The organism is Geobacter argillaceus (genome assembly GCF_007830735.1).
Taxonomy (GTDB): Bacteria; Desulfobacterota; Desulfuromonadia; order Geobacterales; family DSM-12255; genus Geomobilibacter; species Geomobilibacter argillaceus.
Genome location: NZ_VLLN01000023.1, coordinates 1 through 17,521 on the forward strand (window position 1 = coordinate 1; position 17,521 = coordinate 17,521).

18 protein-coding genes are annotated in these 17,521 nt (G+C 57.4%); 7 read left to right on the plus strand and 11 right to left on the minus strand.

Features of this window, described 5'->3' with window-relative positions; all coding sequences use genetic code 11:
- The first annotated feature begins 513 nt into the window (after positions 1–513).
- The 7 genes from JN12_RS15730 (at position 514) to JN12_RS15760 (ending at position 8,441) form a co-directional block, all read left to right on the plus strand.
- The gene (locus JN12_RS15730) at positions 514–897 is read left to right on the plus strand and encodes an ArsR/SmtB family transcription factor (protein WP_246125889.1); all 384 of its coding nucleotides are present in this window, start codon (positions 514–516) and stop codon (positions 895–897) included.
- 86 nt (positions 898–983) lie between these two features.
- Entirely contained in the window at positions 984–1,403 is a 420-nt protein-coding gene (locus JN12_RS15735) for an arsenate reductase ArsC (RefSeq protein WP_145024467.1), read from the plus strand.
- The gene (gene arsB, locus JN12_RS15740; RefSeq protein WP_145024469.1) at positions 1,400–2,476 is read left to right on the plus strand and encodes an ACR3 family arsenite efflux transporter; all 1,077 of its coding nucleotides are present in this window, start codon (positions 1,400–1,402) and stop codon (positions 2,474–2,476) included. Before JN12_RS15735 ends, arsB begins: the two co-directional genes overlap by 4 nt.
- Positions 2,477–2,845: 369 nt before the next feature.
- Positions 2,846–3,331: a (2Fe-2S)-binding protein gene (locus JN12_RS15745; protein WP_145024471.1), complete on the plus strand. Its 486-nt coding sequence runs from the start codon at positions 2,846–2,848 to the stop codon at positions 3,329–3,331.
- Positions 3,331–5,619 (plus strand): molybdopterin cofactor-binding domain-containing protein, encoded by a 2,289-nt coding sequence (locus JN12_RS15750; RefSeq protein ID WP_145024473.1) that lies wholly within the window; start codon positions 3,331–3,333, stop codon positions 5,617–5,619. Before JN12_RS15745 ends, JN12_RS15750 begins: the two co-directional genes overlap by 1 nt.
- Positions 5,616–6,602, plus strand: a complete 987-nt coding sequence (locus tag JN12_RS15755; RefSeq protein WP_145024475.1) for an FAD binding domain-containing protein — start codon at positions 5,616–5,618, stop codon at positions 6,600–6,602. The genes JN12_RS15750 and JN12_RS15755 overlap by 4 nt, the downstream gene beginning before the upstream one ends.
- A 192-nt stretch (positions 6,603–6,794) precedes the next feature.
- Positions 6,795–8,441: a putative manganese-dependent inorganic diphosphatase gene (locus tag JN12_RS15760; RefSeq protein ID WP_145024477.1), complete on the plus strand. Its 1,647-nt coding sequence runs from the start codon at positions 6,795–6,797 to the stop codon at positions 8,439–8,441.
- A 9-nt stretch (positions 8,442–8,450) separates the two neighbouring features.
- On the opposite strand, the gene JN12_RS15765 is transcribed toward JN12_RS15760, so the two are convergent.
- The 11 genes from JN12_RS15765 to narH all read right to left on the minus strand — a co-directional run bounded on the left by JN12_RS15765 (position 8,451) and on the right by narH (position 17,518).
- Positions 8,451–9,533 (minus strand): MBL fold metallo-hydrolase, encoded by a 1,083-nt coding sequence (locus JN12_RS15765; RefSeq protein ID WP_145024479.1) that lies wholly within the window; start codon positions 9,531–9,533, stop codon positions 8,451–8,453.
- A gap of 410 nt (positions 9,534–9,943) precedes the next feature.
- Positions 9,944–10,357 carry a DUF3795 domain-containing protein gene (locus JN12_RS15770; RefSeq protein ID WP_145024481.1) on the minus strand — a complete coding sequence of 138 codons (414 nt, stop codon included), beginning with the start codon at positions 10,355–10,357 and terminating at the stop codon, positions 9,944–9,946.
- 148 nt (positions 10,358–10,505) lie between these two features.
- Positions 10,506–10,661, minus strand: a complete 156-nt coding sequence (locus JN12_RS20530; RefSeq protein WP_170241957.1) for a hypothetical protein — start codon at positions 10,659–10,661, stop codon at positions 10,506–10,508.
- A 345-nt stretch (positions 10,662–11,006) separates the two neighbouring features.
- A complete protein-coding gene (locus tag JN12_RS15775; protein WP_211360562.1) occupies positions 11,007–11,339 on the minus strand; it encodes a cytochrome C in 333 nt (110 codons plus the stop codon).
- Between the two features lie 63 nt (positions 11,340–11,402).
- Positions 11,403–12,398: an HPP family protein gene (locus JN12_RS15780; RefSeq protein WP_145024484.1), complete on the minus strand. Its 996-nt coding sequence runs from the start codon at positions 12,396–12,398 to the stop codon at positions 11,403–11,405.
- Positions 12,399–12,629: 231 nt separating this feature from the next.
- Positions 12,630–12,854 carry a hypothetical protein gene (locus JN12_RS15785; RefSeq protein WP_145024486.1) on the minus strand — a complete coding sequence of 75 codons (225 nt, stop codon included), beginning with the start codon at positions 12,852–12,854 and terminating at the stop codon, positions 12,630–12,632.
- Between the two features lie 93 nt (positions 12,855–12,947).
- Positions 12,948–13,388: a PAS domain-containing protein gene (locus tag JN12_RS15790; RefSeq protein WP_145024488.1), complete on the minus strand. Its 441-nt coding sequence runs from the start codon at positions 13,386–13,388 to the stop codon at positions 12,948–12,950.
- Between the two features lie 27 nt (positions 13,389–13,415).
- A complete protein-coding gene (locus tag JN12_RS15795; RefSeq protein WP_145024490.1) occupies positions 13,416–14,801 on the minus strand; it encodes a NarK family nitrate/nitrite MFS transporter in 1,386 nt (461 codons plus the stop codon).
- A 64-nt stretch (positions 14,802–14,865) separates the two neighbouring features.
- Positions 14,866–15,531, minus strand: a complete 666-nt coding sequence (gene narI, locus JN12_RS15800) for a respiratory nitrate reductase subunit gamma (protein WP_145024492.1) — start codon at positions 15,529–15,531, stop codon at positions 14,866–14,868.
- Positions 15,525–16,070 (minus strand): nitrate reductase molybdenum cofactor assembly chaperone, encoded by a 546-nt coding sequence (gene narJ, locus JN12_RS15805; RefSeq protein ID WP_145024494.1) that lies wholly within the window; start codon positions 16,068–16,070, stop codon positions 15,525–15,527. The genes narI and narJ overlap by 7 nt, the downstream gene beginning before the upstream one ends.
- Complete coding sequence (narH, locus tag JN12_RS15810) at positions 16,067–17,518, minus strand: nitrate reductase subunit beta (protein ID WP_145024496.1); 1,452 nt, start codon at positions 17,516–17,518, stop codon at positions 16,067–16,069. Before narH ends, narJ begins: the two co-directional genes overlap by 4 nt.
- Positions 17,519–17,521: the final 3 nt, after the last annotated feature.

The following is a 17,521-nucleotide window of genomic DNA, read 5'->3' on the forward strand; positions in this document are numbered from 1 at the left end:
CCATTGCCTTTCGCATGGCAGCCTTTTCTTTGATCAGATCAAAGAGCGCCTTGGGGGGATACATCCGTCGACAGAGAGCACGGCTGGGAGCATCCAAGGCCATAACGGCAACTGCACATAAGCTCGCAAGACTGGTGTACTCCATGCTGAAGAACAGGACGTCGTACGCAGATCTTGGTCAGGATCATTATGAGGAGCGTTACCGCTCACGAGTCGTACAGAATCTGAAACGTAAAGCACAACAACTCGGTTTTGAACTGGTCCCGGTACAGGGTCAAATGGCTTGACATAAAACCCATAAATTCAACCACCTATGGTTAAGTTACTCAGAAGCATGCCTGTCCGAAATACAGACCTCTCTATATAGTTGGTTACGATAACGGTATAACCGAAGTTTGCATCTCCACCTCCGCAATATAAAGTTTTTTAATGGGGAGGGATTATATCCGTATTCACGGATTTATAAAGCAATTCAGTGTCACGAATTGGCTGATCAGCTGGATCGCAGTGTTCTTGACCATCTTCCTCAACTGCTCTATAACCTTATCTATGAAACATCACGCTCAGATCTTCAAAGCCCTTTCCGATCCAATCAGGCTGCGCATCGTCCTGTTGCTGCAATCAGAAGGCGAATTATGCGTGTGCGACCTGATGGCCGTACTGAAGTTACCCCAGTCCACGGTTTCCCGTCACCTTGCCTACCTCAAACGCAGTTGCTGGGTGGATATCCGCCGTCAGGGAGTCTGGATGTACTATCAGCTAAGCAGGGAAAGCTGCCAGATGTGCAGGGAACTGCTCGACATCCTCCAAAGGCATGTGAGCAACCTTCCTGAGTCAATGTCCGATCGAACGGCACTTGCCGAATTCGTAAAAAACAAATCACCTGCTTGTACCTAGCATACGTCCCGCGTCGATCCGCTCTGTAATAAAAGAACCTATTACTATGAGCTTTATTTATCCGCAAATGCGGATATATTAAGGTCATGAAAGAACGTATCCTCTTCCTTTGCACCCACAACTCCTGCCGCTCCCAAATGGCTGAAGGACTGGTCAACCACTACCTCGGCGACCGTTTCCAGGCCTACTCCGCAGGCACCGAAGCGACCCGGGTCAACCCACTGGCCATCCGGGTTCTGGCGGAACTGGGGATCGACATCTCCGGCCACTATTCCAAAACCTTCGATGAATTTGCCGGTCAGTTGTTCGACCATGTGATCACCCTCTGCAGTGCGGCCAACGAACAGTGCCCGCTTTTCTTCGGCGGCGTGCATAGGGCGCACATCGGCTTCGACGATCCATCCAGGCTTCCCGGTGCTTCCGAAGAGGTACTTCCTGAGTTCCGACGGGTGAGGGACGAGATTCGCAAAAAATTGACCGAATACCTGACAGGAGAAGACAGATGAGCGAGCATATAGGACGTAAACTTTCTTTCCTCGACCGTTGGCTGACCCTCTGGATTTTTGCCGCTATGGCATTGGGAGTTGGACTGGGATACTTCATCCCCGGCGTGGAGCAGTTCATCAACCGGTTTCAGGTAGGCACTACAAATATCCCGATTGCCATCGGCCTGATCGTCATGATGTATCCCCCCTTCGCCAAGGTGAAGTACGAGGAGATGCCGGAGGTTTTTCAAAACAGGAAAGTCTTGGGGCTATCCCTTGTTCAGAACTGGCTGATCGGCCCTGTCCTGATGTTCGTCCTGGCCATCGTTCTTCTCCCCGACAAGCCGGAGTACCTGGTCGGCCTGATCATGATCGGCTTGGCCCGCTGTATCGCCATGGTCATCGTCTGGAACGAACTGGCCAAGGGAAACACCGAATACGCCGCCGGTCTCGTCGCCTTCAACAGCATCTTCCAGGTCCTTTTCTACAGCGTCTACGCCTGGTTCTTCATCACGGTGCTGCCGCCACTGTTTGGCCTCTCCGGGAGCGTGGTCGATGTCAGCATCCAGCAGATCGCCAAGAGCGTCTTTATCTACCTGGGCATTCCTTGCATAGCCGGGGCATTAACCCGGTTCATCGGGGTCAAGACCATGGGTAAGGAGCGCTATCATCGTGTAGTGGTTCCCAAGATCAGCCCTCTGACCCTGATCGCCCTGCTTTTTACCATCGTGGTCATGTTCAGCCTCAAGGGGAACCTTATCGTCCAGCTTCCTCTTGATGTGGTACGGATTGCCATCCCGATGCTGATTTACTTCATCGTCATGTTCCTGGTTTCGTTCTGGATGGGCAAAAGACTCGGCGCTGACTACGGCAAGACCACGACCCTGGCGTTCACGGCAGCCAGCAACAACTTTGAGTTGGCCATTGCTGTGGCCGTGGCGGTCTTCGGCCTGAACTCCGGTGCGGCCTTTGCCGCGGTCATTGGCCCGCTTGTCGAGGTGCCGGTGATGATCGGCCTGGTCAACGTGGCGTTCTGGTTCCAGCGCCGATATTTTTCAGTCGCAGATGGTCTAGGTGTGACTGGGGCGAAATAAGATACCATCTATACGAAAAGCGGCAACTGACCTGCAGGAATGCCCTCAAAAGACGGTGACATAAATATTGAACAACCCTCCTGAAGTACGGCTTTTCCCATCCGGGCATTCGGTGACTTCAGTTACCATGATTCCGGTTTTTGGGTTCTCAAAAACACTTGACACCTTGTCGCATGGCGATATATCTTGTATACTAGAAATAAAAATTATTAAAATGTTTACTGGTATAATATTTAACTCATGTAGTTTTAGATAGTTACAATAGTTTTTATGGAAAAAATATTATATATAATATTATAGCATACAGCATATATGTTGCTCAGACAAACAGCTCCGAGTTTACAAGTTTTATCAGGGAGGAAATTGGAAATGATTATCGTACATATGACGGTAAACGGAAACCCGATCGAGGTGGGTGTTGGGGATGAGGAGACGCTTCTAGAGACGTTGCGGCAGAGGCTCGGTCTGACCGGAACCAAGCAGGGGTGCGATCTGGGCGATTGCGGTTCCTGCACGGTGCTTCTTGACGGTAAGCCGGTCCTGTCCTGCCTGACGCTGGCAGCTGATGCTGAAGGGCACGAAATAACGACCATCGAGGGATTGGCCCAGGGGGAGGATCTCCACCCGGTGCAGCGTGCGTTCCACGAGGCCGGCGCCGTCCAGTGCGGCTTCTGTACTCCGGGCATGGTTTTGACGGCAAAGGCGTTGCTGGATACAAACCCCAATCCTGACCGGGAAGCAATCAAGGGGGCGCTTTCGGGGAACCTCTGCCGTTGCACCGGTTACGTGAAAATTGTGAACGCGGTCGAGATTGCCGCAAAGGTTTATCCACACGACCGGGTGGAGGGCGTGTGATGAAAACTTCCGCGTTTAACTATGTAGGCAAGTCCCTTCCCCGGATCGACGGAGTGGCCAAACTCACCGGAGATGCGCAGTACACCGATGACATACACCTGCCGGGCACGCTGGTGGGCAAGCTCTTGCGCTCTCCTCACGCCCATGCGCTCATCAGGAACATCGACGTGTCCAAGGCCGAGGCGCTCCCAGGCGTCAGGGGCATTGTCCTGGGGAAGGAGGCACCGATCTGTTTCGGGATACTCCCCCGCGCGGAGGATGAAAACGCCCTTGCCATCGACAAGGTGCGCTACGTCGGCGAGCCGGTGGTGGGAGTGGCTGCGGTTGACGAGCGGACCGCCCTGGAGGCGCTGAAACTTGTCGAGGTCGATTATGAACTGCTACCGGCACTATTCGACCCCCATGAAGCCATGACGAGAGAGGACGTCAAAATCCATAAGGAATGCGAAGTCGCGAACATCGAACGGCGGGCCACCCTTGAATTCGGGAGCGTTGAGGAGGGGTTTGCCGCAGCGGATCACATCAGGGAAGACACCTTTTTCAAGGCGGCCATAACCCACGCCCCCATAGAGACGCACGTGGCATTGGCTAACTACCGCGACGGCAAAATGACGCTCTGGTCCACCACGCAAGTGCCGCATTACGTTCACAAGGCCATTTCCCGGGTTCTCGAGTTGCCGATGGACAGGGTCAGGGTGATAAAGCCTACCTTGGGCGGAGGTTTCGGGGGGAAGGGGGAGCCATTTTCCTATGAGTTTGTTGCCTGCATGCTTTCCCGGAAGTGCGGCCGGCCGGTGAAGATCGTCCATACCCGCGAGGAGGTGTTCATGTCCCACCGGGGGCGTCACCCGATGCACATGAAGCTCAGGACCGGGGTCAAGAAGGACGGGACCATCACGGCCGTGGAGTTTCAAAACCTTCTGGACGGCGGTTCCTACGGGTCCTATGGTCTCGTTACCCTCTACTATTCCGGTCAACTCCTGACCCTCCCCTACATCCTCCCCGCCTACCGCTTCGATGGCGTGCGGGTCTTTACCAACAAACCGGCCTGCGGGGCACTCAGGGGACACGGCGGCGTGGGACCGCGTTTCGCCTTCGAGGTTCACCTCGACCGGATCGCTACCGACCTCGGCATCGATCCGGTCGAGATCAGGCAAAAAAATGCTCTCAAGCCCAATACCATGACCCTGAACGAATTGAGGATCACCTCCTGCGGTTTCGAGGAATGCCTAGAAAAAGCGGGCAAGGCCATCGGCTGGAACGAACGGAGAGGGAAACTCCCGCGTGGTCGCGGCGTCGGCATTGCCGGCGGCGGATACGTTTCCGGGGCCAACAATGCAATTTACTTTAATCCCATGCCCCATTCCAGCGTCAACATCAGCGTCGATCGGGGAGGCGGGGTCACCGTCTTTTGCGGGGCCTCCGACATCGGGCAGGGTTCGGATACCATGCTGGCACTGGTGGCCGGCGAAACCCTCGGTATCCGTCCCGACACGATCAAAGTGATTTCGGCGGACACGGATACGACACCGGTTGATCTCGGTTCCTACTCAAGCCGTGTAACCTTCATGGCTGGCAACGCCTGCCGGAGCGCGGCGCTGGAGGTGCGGAGAAAAATTGTGCCGATCATTGCCGAAAAACTGGGTGTTCCCGAGGAAACCGTGCAGATAAGAGATGGAATTGCTTCGGCTCAGGGGTATTCCGATAAAACGCTTACCTTCGCGCAGGCAGTGGTTTTGGCCGAATCAAGGGGGACATCGATTTACGGTTCCGGGGGGTACACACCACCGAAACTCGGCGGCAGTTACCGGGGCGCCGGCGTCGGGCCGAGTCCGGCCTACTCCTTCGGTGCCCATGCCGCAGAAGTCGAGGTGGACGAGGAAACCGGCGTCGTCAGGGTTCTGAAACTGGTTGCCGCCCACGATTTGGGACTCGCCCTGAACCCTCTTGCCGCCGAGGGGCAGGTAGAGGGCGCGGCAGTAAACGCCCTCGGCGAGGTGCTGCTGGAGAACCATGACATTTTGGCCGGTGGGCAGCACGCATGTCCGAGCCTGCTGGAGTACAAGATCCCCACGATGCTCGACGTGCCGGACGTTGAGGCGATTCTGGTCGAAAGCGTCGATCCCGAGGGTCCCTTCGGTGCCAAGGAGTGTGGCGAGGGGAGTCTTCACCCCTCGATCCCGGCAGTGGTAAACGCCATCTACGATGCCGTTGGAATCTGGCTCCACGATGCGCCGATTACTCCGGAGGCGGTTCTTGCCGCTCTGAAAAAAGGAGAACAGCCATGATGCCACTTCCGCGATTCAAACTTGAGCGGCCCCAGTCCCTGCCCGAGGCGCTGCGTATCCTTGCCGAATACCACGACGCGTTGCCACTGGCTGGTGGCACCGATCTTCTGGTTTCCATGAAACAGGGGCTCTACACCCCCGGAAGGCTGGTCGATCTGAAAAACGTTAAGGAACTGGCCACCCTGGAAATCAGCCATGAGGGAGCCTTTCTGGGCGCGGGAGTGAAGCTGTCCACCATCCGGGACAACTGCCTGATACGGGAACGTTACCCGGCATTGAGTGAGGCGGCGGGTGTGGTGGCGAGTCCGAACATTCAGAACATGGGGACCCTGGGCGGCAACGTATGCCTTGACACACGCTGCTGGTATTTCAACCAGAGCGAGTTCTGGCGAAACAGCAAGGGGTATTGTCTGAAAAAAGACGGGGACATCTGCCAAGCCGCCCCTTCCGCCAAACGCTGCTTCGCAGTCTTCTCCTCCGACACCGTGCCGGCCCTCATCGCCCTGGGCGCGAGGGCGGAATTGGCATGGTGGGACGGCGAACGCACCATCCATCGGGAAATTCCGCTGGAAGAGCTTTACCGGGAGGACGGGATCCACCGCATCGCCCTGAAACGGGGAGAACTCCTTGTGGGGTTGCGCCTTCCGGCAGCGCACGGGCTTCGGTCCGGCTATCTGAAATACCGGAAGAGAGGGGCGATCGACTACCCTCTGGCCTCTGTTGCCGTGGCGATGCGAATGAAGGCCGGCACGATGAGGGACGTACGGATCGTGCTCGGCGCCTTGGCCTCTTCGCCGGTAACCGCATTCGAGGCAATGGAGCTTCTTGAGGGGGCCCGTCCCTCCGAGGAACTTCTGACACGCGCGACCGAACTCATCGGCAAAAGGACGAGTCCGGTTAAAAACCAGGCCGGAAGCCCCGCGCACCGCAAACAGATGGCCCGTGTTTACGCCCAACGCCTCCTGGCGCGGCTCACGGCATAGATAACGGTTGTTTTTTCTGTTCGAAATCTCGTTTCCATTTCAAAATTGGCGTCTTTGGGTCGACTCTGACCCGGAGGCGCCGTTTGTTTGGCTGCTATTGTCAAATATCGCGTTGCTATGGAAGATACTCTTGCTCATGTCGTATCTCTGAGGCAGAATAACGCCGAATATTTTCCTAAGGAGCAGCAAGCGATGAGCAATAGAATCTACGTCATCGGTCACCGCAACCCGGATACCGATTCGATCGCCGCGGCCATTGGCTATGCGCATCTTAAGGGAATGGGCACTGGGGCAGAGGTAATCGCCGCCATGGCCGGGGAGCCCAACCCCCAGACCCGTTACATCCTGGACCGGCTGGGGGTTCCCGATCCGCTCTATCTGGCGGACGTGCATCCCAAGGTGCGCGATACCCTGAACCGTCGGCCGGTGACCGTCGGGACGACGGCGTCGGCCTACGAGGCGCTGGAACTGTTCCATGCCAGCGGGGTGCGGGTGCTGCCGGTGCTGGACGGTCAGGGGCGGCCGTGCGGCGTGCTGTCGCTGCTGCGGCTGTCGGAGAAGTACCTGGTACCGAGCCGGGAGCAGCAGCGGGAGATCACCACCACGATCGATGCCCTGAAGAGGACCCTTTCCGGCCGGCTCGTGGCCGGTGGGGCGGATGGGGAGGCGATCACGCTTCAGCTCTTTATCGGCGCCATGCTGGAGGAGTCGTTCTCCAGCCGGATTGACGGGTTCGATCCGAGGCAGCTCCTGATCATGACCGGCAACCGGCGCACGATCCAGCAGGCGGCCATCGAGCGGGGGGTGCGGCTTCTGGTGGTGACCGGCGATCTGGCGCCCGACGATGACCTGCTGGCCATGGCGCGGGATAATGGCGTCACGGTGCTGCTCACCCCCCATGACACCGCTACGGCGGCGTGGCTGGCCCGCCTCTCCACGCCGGTTGCCCTGTTTGCGGAGCAGAAGTACGCCTCGATCAGCACCGGCGAGCCGCTCACCCATCTGCGGCAGAAGTTGCTCACCTCGGGCGAGGCGGCCGTTCTGGTACTGGAGGAGGACGGCACCCTGGCAGGAGTGGCGACCAAGTCGTCGCTCCTGGCGCCGCTTCCGTACGCGCTGATCCTGGTCGACCACAACGAGCCGGGACAGGCGGTGCCGGGCGCCGACACGGTAGAGATCCTGGAGGTGATCGACCACCACAAGCTCGGCAACAGCCACACCATGGCCCCCATCGACTTCATCACCGCGCCGGTGGGGAGCACCTGCACCCTGGTGGCCTGCCGCTACCGGGAGAGCGGTATCGATCCGGACCGGACCATTGCGGCCCTGCTTCTGGCCGGGATACTCTCCGACACGGTCATCCTCAAGTCTCCCACCACCACGGCAAGCGACCGGTCGGCCGTGGCCTGGCTGGAAAAGCTTGCCGGCGTCGATGCCGGAGAATTCGGCCGGGAGATCTTTGCCGCCAGCAGTTCCCTGAAGAACTACGGCTCGGCGGAGCGGGCGGTGAACGCCGATTTCAAGCTGTTCAGGCACGAGAAACACGCCATCGGCGTGGGGCAGGTGGAGGTGGTGGGGTTCGACGAATTCCATGAAATGAAGGGGGAGTTGCTGGCGGCGCTAGGGGAGGTGAAGCGGCGGGACAACCTGTTCATAGCCGGGCTGATGGTGACCGACATCGCCACGGAGACGACCCTGTTCCTGGTGGAGGGGCACACCCGGATCGCCCACGTCATGGAGTATCCTCAGCTGGAGCCCCACCTGTACGAGCTGAAGAACGTCATGTCCCGCAAGAAGCAGATGATTCCCCACCTGCTGAAAATCCTGGGGAAGGTGTGAGGGGGGCTGCTACGTTACCGGTAATTTTTCTGCTGCAGACGCGACAGGTCGGTACCGGTACACGCCCCGGTCGTCGAGCGTTGCCTCAAGGCGGCCGTTGACAAGCAGATGGCGCAGGTGGGCAAGGCATTCGCCCAATGCCAGTTGTAGATCAAAATCGGCGAGAGGATACGGATAGAGAGTCTGCACGATCTCGAACGCTGACGGCCGCTGAACTGCACATGTTTCGAGAATGTTCGTCAACCTGCGGTCGTGATGGGTGCGCAGCTCTTCAACCCGCTTCCTGACGCCACGGAACGGGAGCCCATGGCCGGGAAGCACCAGGGTATCGTCCGGCAGTCCGCTGAGGCGATCGAGTGAGGCGAGCCAGCAACTGAGCGGCTCATCCTCCGGGTTGACGACACTGACCGAGACGTTGCTGCTGATGCGCGGCAGGAGCTGGTCCCCCGATAGCAGGATGCCTTTCTCCGCAGAGTAGAGCATGGCATGTTCCGGTGAATGTCCACTGCCGAGGATGACCTGCCAGGTCCCACCACCGGCAGGGAGTGGAGTTCCTTCCTGCATCCGGGTGAAGGCGGGGGGCAGCGGTGAAATCTCGTCCGAAAAACCGAACATCACCAGGGTTTCTGAAAGTCGTTCTTCCGGAAAGCCCGCTTGCCGGAAAAAATCCGCAAATTGCCATGGCACTTCTGTCAGGTCGTCAGGCCATCCGCGCAGAGAGAAATATTCCTCGTACGTCATGAACAGCGGCACTCGCCACTTCTCCGCAAGATGGCCGGCCAGGCCGGCATGGTCCACGTGGAAATGGGTGCAGAAGATGCCGACCACGGTCTCACCCTGTAGCGGCCCCGAAAACAGTTCTGCCCAGATAGCCCGCGTACGGGGCGAATCCACGCCGGTATCGACGATCACCCATCCTTTCTCCACCCGTACCAGGTAGATATTCACGTGATCAAGGGCATACGGCATCGGCAGCCGCAGCCACTTCACCCCGGGGGCTATATCAATGATCGTCGTTTCCGACTGCGGGGGGGGATAGGGGAATGTCAGTTCCGACTTGCTTGCCGCGAGGTCCGTTTCAACGCTGTCCATGTTCTTGTTGTTCTCCTTGCCTTTTCATGAACAGGCATCATATGCGAAAAACGGATCGAGGCAAACTGTTTAACGGCTTATCTCGCGATTATCGAATGTCTCTCGGCGTGTGTGAGAATATCAGATGATTGGTCAAATCGACCCCGACCCGCATCCTCCGACTTGTTAAAGTAGAGAATAGAGAGAATAGGGGTCAACTCTCCATTATCCACTAAACATTGAATTCATCGTAAAAATGGAAAATGGAGAGTTGACCCTTTTGTTCTCTTCGACCCTTTTGTTCTCTTCGGAATCGCGGTCTCCATCACAACGGAATCGCGGTCCTCTTGGACCGGAATACGCATAAAAATGGAATATGGAGAGTTGACCCTTTTATTCTCTTTCATATTTAGCTGACGAACCTTTTTATTTTATGACGCGTTATAGGCACCGAAATGAATCTTATCCAAGTTCTGCCGCTTAGAAAAAAAAGCTTTGTGTAACAATTCCATTTCTTTTGGTGTGCACAAACTAGCGGCATGAGAGCGTAATTTCTCTGTTATTTCAAATACTGCATTGAGCTGTTTACAGGGATACTCTTGGCACAAGCCGCAGTTCTCAATTCCTTTCCCACAAGCACATGCACGAACTTCCGAATAAGCACAGTTGTTTTCTGGGCTGCATCCGGAACAGGCCATGCCTTGAGCGGGAAAATCTGGGGATCTTTCCCTAAGACGAACCCACAATTCTTTTACGTTCTCCAATTCTTTGGTATCTCCGTTTTGAGTGGCAAGATACCTGGGACAAAAAGAACAATTATCACCGCAAATGCCTATAACATTCATTCATTGATCCTCTTGCCAACTCGTAAATCACCGGTTAGGGGTTGGTATCTACATATAGATGATTGTATATACATGCATATGCTTGCATCTAGATGTATATGCCTCATTGTCATCTAAATGTATATGCTTTTACTGATTTTTCCAGTTATCACGTTTCATCTACATGTATATGCTTTTCCACTTTGCCAACAACGAACCCTGTAACTTGGCTGAGCCTCGCTCTGGAAAAAACAAAAGCCACGCCCGGCAGCACAGCAGGCTGCCACACGCGGCTTCCGAAATTCCCTTCGCGAATCTCCCCCATCGCTCCCTCCAAGACATCACAAGCGGTCAATAGAACCCTCTATAAAACAAGTTCCGTGCCAAAAGTAAAATTCAATAATCAATGGGGGTTAGCCAGGGTCGAGAGGGCGGGTGTAACAAAATGATATGTCACAAAATGTTACACTTGGGCTTGGAGTAGAGAATAGTAGAGAATAGGGGTCAACTCTCCATTATCCACTAAACATTGAATTCATCGTAAAAATGGAAAATGGAGAGTTGACCCTTTTGTTCTCTTTCTTTTGTTCTCTTTTTCTCTTTGCTCTCTTTGCTTTTGTTCTCTTTTTCCGTACGGATCTGTGCGGGGGGTGCCGGGCAACCGGCATTCCTACCCTACCGCGATCGGAACTTCAAATGTCCGAATGTCTAACCCGACCCCAGGATTACCCTTATTGACCTGCGATAGCTTGTGACAAAGTAAACATTGTTCCTTTGGTGGGTGATCCTTGGGCAAGGGAATATACTGGAAGCCGTGGCAGGTTGCACATCCTTTTTCCGCTTCCCTCCGGTCTCCCCCTTTGTGCATGACCACATAGAACTGGCGATGCTTGTCGTCGTAAGGAACCTTTTTGGCCTTTACCTTGCCGGTGCTCACGAGGAGAGTGCCGAGTACCGCGATAATGACAGCAAGAAATATCCAGTCTCTCTTCGCTACCTTCATCGGCTTCCTCCGGATACGGAATATGGCTGAGTCGTTTGAACTATACTCGAATCCAATCGTCAATCAAACTTGAGTATCCGGATACGGAGTAATTGCTTCTGTTGCTTTGCACAGAGTTAGCCTCTGCCATGCCAGGAACAACATTGTTAGGAGCAGAGTCCCGGCTGCGACAACGACGGGGAATTCGTAATTCGGCTGCGGGATGATTAATGGTAGCAAACCGACAGCGAGAGCCGGGGGAACGTGCAAGTTGAACACTCGGAGGACCGCAATGCCGAAGACGATACTGCACACAGCAGCCAGAGGCCCGGCACCAAATAGACCGACGAGGATGACGCCGGCAGTGGCGCTTAGGGTGCATGCGACCGGCAGAATGAGCGGGCGCCCTGCCCAAGGGCAGATCGCGGCGTGGGCGAACATTTCGAACCCAATGACGACCAAAGGCGGGAACAGTAGAAAGCGCCGTCCCGTTAAACCGACCAGCAGGATCTCGATGGTGAGGAACACAAAAAAGAAAGGGAGCCACGAATAGTCGCGCGGAGCCTCCTCGACGATGTCGTCAGCGAGATCGCTGATCGACACAGGGACTAGGGGTGACGGGACCAGCCGGTGCCAGACTCGGGAAATTGTCGCGAGCAGAACCAAGCCGACAAGAAGGCATGGCGGATACCACCAGCTCGGGTCACCAAGCGTCAGTGGCAGTAAGCCTGCGGAGATTGCCGGTGCAATCGGAGACCGCAGTAGCCTAATTATGAGGATAGCACTCCCGACGGTGAGGAGGACAGATACAAGGCCGTAGGCCAGATACTTCGTCACGAGTGTGCCGACCGCACCCGTCATAAACGGTGTGATCACAATCATCAGCGGTGCTTTTGCCCAAGTCCCGTGCGGTCGTTTCAGGACGTCGTGAGAGAGAGCCCCCAGTTCGGGAAACAGCATGTAGGAGAGACCCGTGCTCTGTGCAATCAGAGCAATCATGACGATGTAAAATGCCGTCGCGACTTCTCCGAGCCACGCGACACGATTTGACGCTATGCGTTGAAACACGGGGGCATGCATTGAATGATAAATTTGCTCCGATATCTGCGCTTACCTTACAATTATTTCCGTTTCTTGACCAGACTCTTTTCTATGTGGACAAGCTGGGGGACGGGACAAGCTGGGGGACGGGACAAGCTGGGGGACGTTGCTGCTTTACTGCTTTAAGGGTCACGCCAGACAACCGGTTGCTGTTTCGGGGACAAGAAAAGGCGGCCAATCGGCCGCCTTGGTGTTTCACGAGGTATTTTGTCATTCTTTGTCAAATGCCTTGTTGATGGTGTTTGTTACTGCCTTCGCCGCTGCCCTCAATTCGTGACAACTGTTACGACTTACTGCCGAATCCAGACAAGCTCTGGCGTTGGCAGGTATCTGGGCTCCCTTGACCGTAAAGTCAACTCCGTCACCTTTCGCGATATGCAGTGGTCCGGATCCCGCATATTCAACCTTGAAATCATCCTTATATTCGCATTTCATCAGCCTCACCTCTTTTCACAGCATCATTATCGCACGGTGCAAAATGGTAATCAATACCATCAAAGTATGCTGTGAAGAACGATGAGGCGGCGGTCAGTCCGTACGCCCTTCGAGGGCCTTCAACCGCTCCTTCAGCTCCTTCTCCTTCTGCCAGCGGGCTGTAATGTCGCGGAGAATGGCGGAACAGCCCGCGATCCCCCCTGTTTCGTCCCGGACGATGGACATGGAGAACTCCAGGGAGATGCGGCTGCCGTCCTTGCGTTGCCCCGGCGATGAGAGGAGGCCGGTCTTGTACTTGGTTTCGCCGGTCTCCATGACCCGGTAATACCCCTCCCAGTGGCGGCCGCGCAGGTTTTCCGGGATGATCAGGTCGAGTGACTGGCCGATCGCCTCAGCGGCGGTATAGCCGAACATCGATGCTGCCGAACTGTTCCAGAGACGGATGATCCCTTGTCGATCTGCAAAGAGGACGGCGTCGCTGCTTTCGTTCACGATCTCTTCGTACAGCCTGGTAGGGTTGATGGGTGCTGGCATGGTTGCCTTCCTTTCGTTTTTGTATTCCTAACAGGGCATGTTTGCACCCTTGCGCAGATAGAACCACCAGGTCAAGACGATGCAGCTGACATAGAAGGCGATGAAGCCGTAGAGGGCCGCGCCCGGTCCGCCGGTCATCGTGATGGACGTGCCGAACCCCTTGGGGATGAAAAAGGCGCCGTAGGCGGCAAAGGCGGAACTGAAGCCGAGCACGGCAGCGGCCTCCTTGCCGGCATCCCGCACTGCCTGCTCCTGGGCTGCGGAGCCTCTCCCCTCGGCATCACGCTGCCGCTCGGTAAGAAAGATCACCGGGATCATCCGGAAGGTGGAGCCGTTGCCGATGCCGGTGGTGAAGAACAGGAGGATGAACATGGCCAGGAAACCCCAGAAGTTTCCTCCGGTCCCACCGTGGGGAAGAAAGGCCAGGACCCCGAATACGGCTGCAGCCATGATCATGAAGTTCCAGAACGTGACGACCGCGCCCCCAAGCTTGTCGGCCAGCCAGCCGCCGACCGGCCGGACCAGTGCGCCCACGAGAGGCCCGAGAAAGGCGTACTGCGTCGGATTCATGCCGGGGAACTGGGATTTGATGAGCAGCGGGAGGCCGGCGGAGTAGCCGATGAACGAACCGAAGGTGCCGAGATAGAGCCAGCACATGATCCAGTTGTGCTTGCGCCTGAAGATGATCGCCTGGTCGCTGAACGATGCCTTGGCGCTGGCGATGTCGTTCATGCCGAACCAGGCCGCGACGGTGGCGGCGAGGATGAACGGCACCCAGACGAACCCGGCGTTCTGCAGCCAGATCGACGTGGTCACCCCCTTGATCACGCAGATTTGGGGGTCGCCGCACAGGGCGCTGAACATGCCGGTGGTGATGACGAGCGGCACCAGGAACTGCATGGCGCTCACCCCCAGGTTTCCCAGCCCCGCATTGAGCCCGAGTGCAGTCCCCTTCTGGGCCTTGGGGAAGAAGAAGCTGATGTTCGCCATGCTGGAGGCGAAATTGCCGCCGCCGAAGCCGCACAAGAGGGCGAGGATCAGCATGGTGGTGTAGCTGGTGTCGGGGTTGCGGACGGCAAAGCCGATGCCGATCGCCGGGATCAGCAAAGAGGCGGTGCTGATGGTGGTCCATTTCCGGCCCCCGAAGATCGGTACCATGAAGGAATAGAATATCCGCAGGGTGGCGCCGGTGAGGCCGGGCAGCGCTGCCAGCCAAAAGAGCTTGTCGGAATTGTAGGCAAAGCCGATGGTGGGAAGGTTCACCACCACGACGCTCCAGACCATCCAGACCGCAAATGCCAGGAACAGGGCCGGGATCGAGATCCAGAGATTGCGATTGGCAATCGCCTTTCCTTCCTTTTCCCAGAAAGTCTTGTCCTCCGGGTTCCATACCGTCAGTATGCGAGATGACATCGTTGTCTCCTTGAATTGGGCGGTAACGTCAATGGGGGCATCGCCACGGGATGTCCATGGCTTGTCATCGCGACCGCCACCGGTAGAGGATCGGCGGGTCCGTCAGGAACGCCACCGGCAGGTAGAGCAGGTGCACCAGCTTGGTGAACGGCAGGAGCGCGACGATGAGAAACGCCCCGGCAGCGTGCAGCTTGAAGATCAGCGGGAAATCGGCCACGTACTCCACCTGGGGGGTGAAGGTGAAGAGCGAATAGAAGTACGGTACCGCCGTATGCAGGTACCAGTGGGAGCCCCAGCGCATGAAGACGGCGATGTAGACGCCGGTGGCGGCCTGGGCCGTCAGCAGGTAGAGGAGGACCCAGTCGGAGCAGACGTTCACCCGTTTCAGCATCGGTGTATTGGCGCGGCGCAGGAGCAGGATCAGGCCGCCGATCAGGGCGGCCAGCCCCATGGCCAGTCCCAGGCTCTCCACCGCTATCAGGGTCTGCTGGTTAGCGAGGAACGATTTTACCGGTCCCGGGGCGACAATGCCGAGAAAATGGGCCAGAAGCACCGGGATAATGCCGTAGTGCCAGGGATTGATCCCCCAGTAGAGGGTTTTCTGCTCCAGGAACTGGGTGGAATAGGCCGACCAGGTAAGCCGGTTGGTGACGAAGCGGTACGGCGTCACCACGATGAAGAGCGCCAGGGCTGCATAGGGGAGCACGATGAAAATGAAGTTGTTCAGCATGGGGTCACCTCCTTACAGTCTTCCGCACAGAGGAGCCGCACCGCCTCCACCAGCGGTTGCCACGGGCAATCCCGGCGGTCGGCAAAGACGTTGGAAAGCCGCTCCAGTCCCGGCAGCACGCTTTTCACAATGAACGGCTGCCTCGTCCCGTCCCGTTTCTCCCGCGCCAGATGCGCCAGGAATGCGAGCACCATTGACAGATGGTCGGGCAGTTCGTTGTTGGTCGGGGTGAAACCGTGCCTGGCGTACTCCTGTTTCAGCCCGATCATGTACCCCCCCTTTTTCTGGTTGTCGCCGAACAGGTGGTGTCCCAGATAGGGGGCGGTTGCCGGATTGAAATCGAAGGTTGCCACGTATGCCTCCTGGACCGTGGCGAGCGGCGAGGCGGCGACGAACGCGGCAAAGGAGGTGAGGGCGCAGTCAACCTTTTGTTTCTCCAGAAAGGCGCTGACAACGGCAACGTCCTCTGTCAGTCGCTCCTTCCCGTCGGGGTAATCGAGCAGCCGGGCAAGGGATGCATAGGGCTCGGCGATGTTCATTTCACCCTCCCGGTCCTGTTCAGGATGCCGAATCCGGCTTCACCCTTGCGCCGGTGGGCGTCCTGGTCCTCCCGCTGCTGGCCCGGGATGATGTTCCGCTCTCGATAGCCGCCGATGCTGAAGAGCCGGTACAGGCGGTCTGCGCCTGCCTCGTCGAGCCCCGCCTGCTGCAGGAGTTCGCCGCCAGGGGGCTGGTCGAGGTTCCTGCTCCGCATGAAGGTCCTGAGGGCGATCAGTTTCTTCAACGCCTCTTCGACAACCTCCCGGTTGCCGCCGGAGAGAAGGCTGGCCAGGTAGCCGATCGGCACCCGGAGCTTTTCCAGCAGAGGGATGGTGCCGTGCTCAGCCAGTTCGTGGAGCTCGCCGCTCGTGGCCAGTACCGGGGAGAGGGCAGGGACGTAGTAGGCCATCGGCATGGTGCGGAATTCCGGATGGAGCGGCAGGGCCACGCCGAACTCCTTTACCAGGGCATAGACCGGCGATTTCTCTGCTGCCTCCAGCCACTGCTCGGACACGCCGTTCCTGCGGGCTGCCTCCTTCACCTGTGGCTCACGCGGATCGAGGATGACCGAGCGGTGGGCCGCCACCAGCTGGTCGTCGGGTTTGAGGAGCGCTTCCTCGACCCGGTCGGCATCGTAGAGGAGCACCCCCACGTACCGTATCCGGCCGACACAAGCGTGGGCGCAGGCGTTGCACTGCCCGGTCTCGGTGCGCGGGAAACAGAAGATGCATTTTTCCGCCTTGCCGCTGTTCCAGTTGAAATAGACCTTCTTGTAGGGACAGGCGCTCGTGCAGAAGCGCCACCCCTTGCAGACGTTCTGGTCGACCAGCACGACGCCGTCCTCGCCCCGTTTGTAGAGCGCCCGGGACGGGCAGGAGGCGACGCAGGCCGGATTCAGGCAGTGGTTGCAGATGCGCGGCAGGTACTGCATGAAGATCCTGCCGTAATCCTCTATGATCTTCCGGTCTTCCAGGTTGGCATCCTCGGCGGCGTAGACCTGGGAACCGGAGAGGTCGTCGTCCCAGTTGGGGCCACCCTGTATCTCCTCGATCCGCTTGCCCGAGATCTGGGAAAAGGGTTCGGCCACCGGCTGGTCGCTCCCCGGCGGGGCCTTGTAGAGGTTGCTGTAGTCGAAGTCGAACGGCTCGTAGTAGTCTTCGAGCTTCGGCATGTTGGGCTGGAAGAACATGTTGAGGAGCGTCGGCCCTTTACCCATGGCGCGCAGTTTCAGCTTGCGGCCGTCAGCGATCCATCCTCCCTTGAAGATCCGCTGGTCCTCCCATTTTCGCGGATAGCCGGTGCCGGGCTTGGTCTCCACGTTGTTCCACCACATGTACTCGGCGCCCTTGCGGTCGGTCCAGATATTCTTGCAGGAGATGCTGCAGGTGTGGCAGCCGATGCATTTGTCCAGGTTGAACACCATTACCAGTTGCGCTCGAACGTTCATCGC

Coding starts and splice junctions, on each gene's coding strand:
- JN12_RS15780 (WP_145024484.1), bottom strand. CDS start 12,398: ATGCATGCCCCCGTGTTTCAACGCATAGCGTCAAATCGTGTCGCGTGG.
- JN12_RS15765 (WP_145024479.1), bottom strand. CDS start 9,533: ATGGACAGCGTTGAAACGGACCTCGCGGCAAGCAAGTCGGAACTGACA.
- JN12_RS15735 (WP_145024467.1), top strand. CDS start 984: ATGAAAGAACGTATCCTCTTCCTTTGCACCCACAACTCCTGCCGCTCC.
- narH (WP_145024496.1), bottom strand. CDS start 17,518: ATGAACGTTCGAGCGCAACTGGTAATGGTGTTCAACCTGGACAAATGC.
- JN12_RS20530 (WP_170241957.1), bottom strand. CDS start 10,661: ATGGGGGAGATTCGCGAAGGGAATTTCGGAAGCCGCGTGTGGCAGCCT.
- JN12_RS15790 (WP_145024488.1), bottom strand. CDS start 13,388: ATGCCAGCACCCATCAACCCTACCAGGCTGTACGAAGAGATCGTGAAC.
- JN12_RS15770 (WP_145024481.1), bottom strand. CDS start 10,357: ATGAATGTTATAGGCATTTGCGGTGATAATTGTTCTTTTTGTCCCAGG.
- JN12_RS15755 (WP_145024475.1), top strand. CDS start 5,616: ATGATGCCACTTCCGCGATTCAAACTTGAGCGGCCCCAGTCCCTGCCC.
- narJ (WP_145024494.1), bottom strand. CDS start 16,070: ATGAACATCGCCGAGCCCTATGCATCCCTTGCCCGGCTGCTCGATTAC.
- narI (WP_145024492.1), bottom strand. CDS start 15,531: ATGCTGAACAACTTCATTTTCATCGTGCTCCCCTATGCAGCCCTGGCG.
- JN12_RS15775 (WP_211360562.1), bottom strand. CDS start 11,339: ATGAAGGTAGCGAAGAGAGACTGGATATTTCTTGCTGTCATTATCGCG.
- JN12_RS15745 (WP_145024471.1), top strand. CDS start 2,846: ATGATTATCGTACATATGACGGTAAACGGAAACCCGATCGAGGTGGGT.
- JN12_RS15795 (WP_145024490.1), bottom strand. CDS start 14,801: ATGTCATCTCGCATACTGACGGTATGGAACCCGGAGGACAAGACTTTC.
- JN12_RS15785 (WP_145024486.1), bottom strand. CDS start 12,854: ATGAAATGCGAATATAAGGATGATTTCAAGGTTGAATATGCGGGATCC.
- JN12_RS15760 (WP_145024477.1), top strand. CDS start 6,795: ATGAGCAATAGAATCTACGTCATCGGTCACCGCAACCCGGATACCGAT.
- JN12_RS15750 (WP_145024473.1), top strand. CDS start 3,331: ATGAAAACTTCCGCGTTTAACTATGTAGGCAAGTCCCTTCCCCGGATC.
- arsB (WP_145024469.1), top strand. CDS start 1,400: ATGAGCGAGCATATAGGACGTAAACTTTCTTTCCTCGACCGTTGGCTG.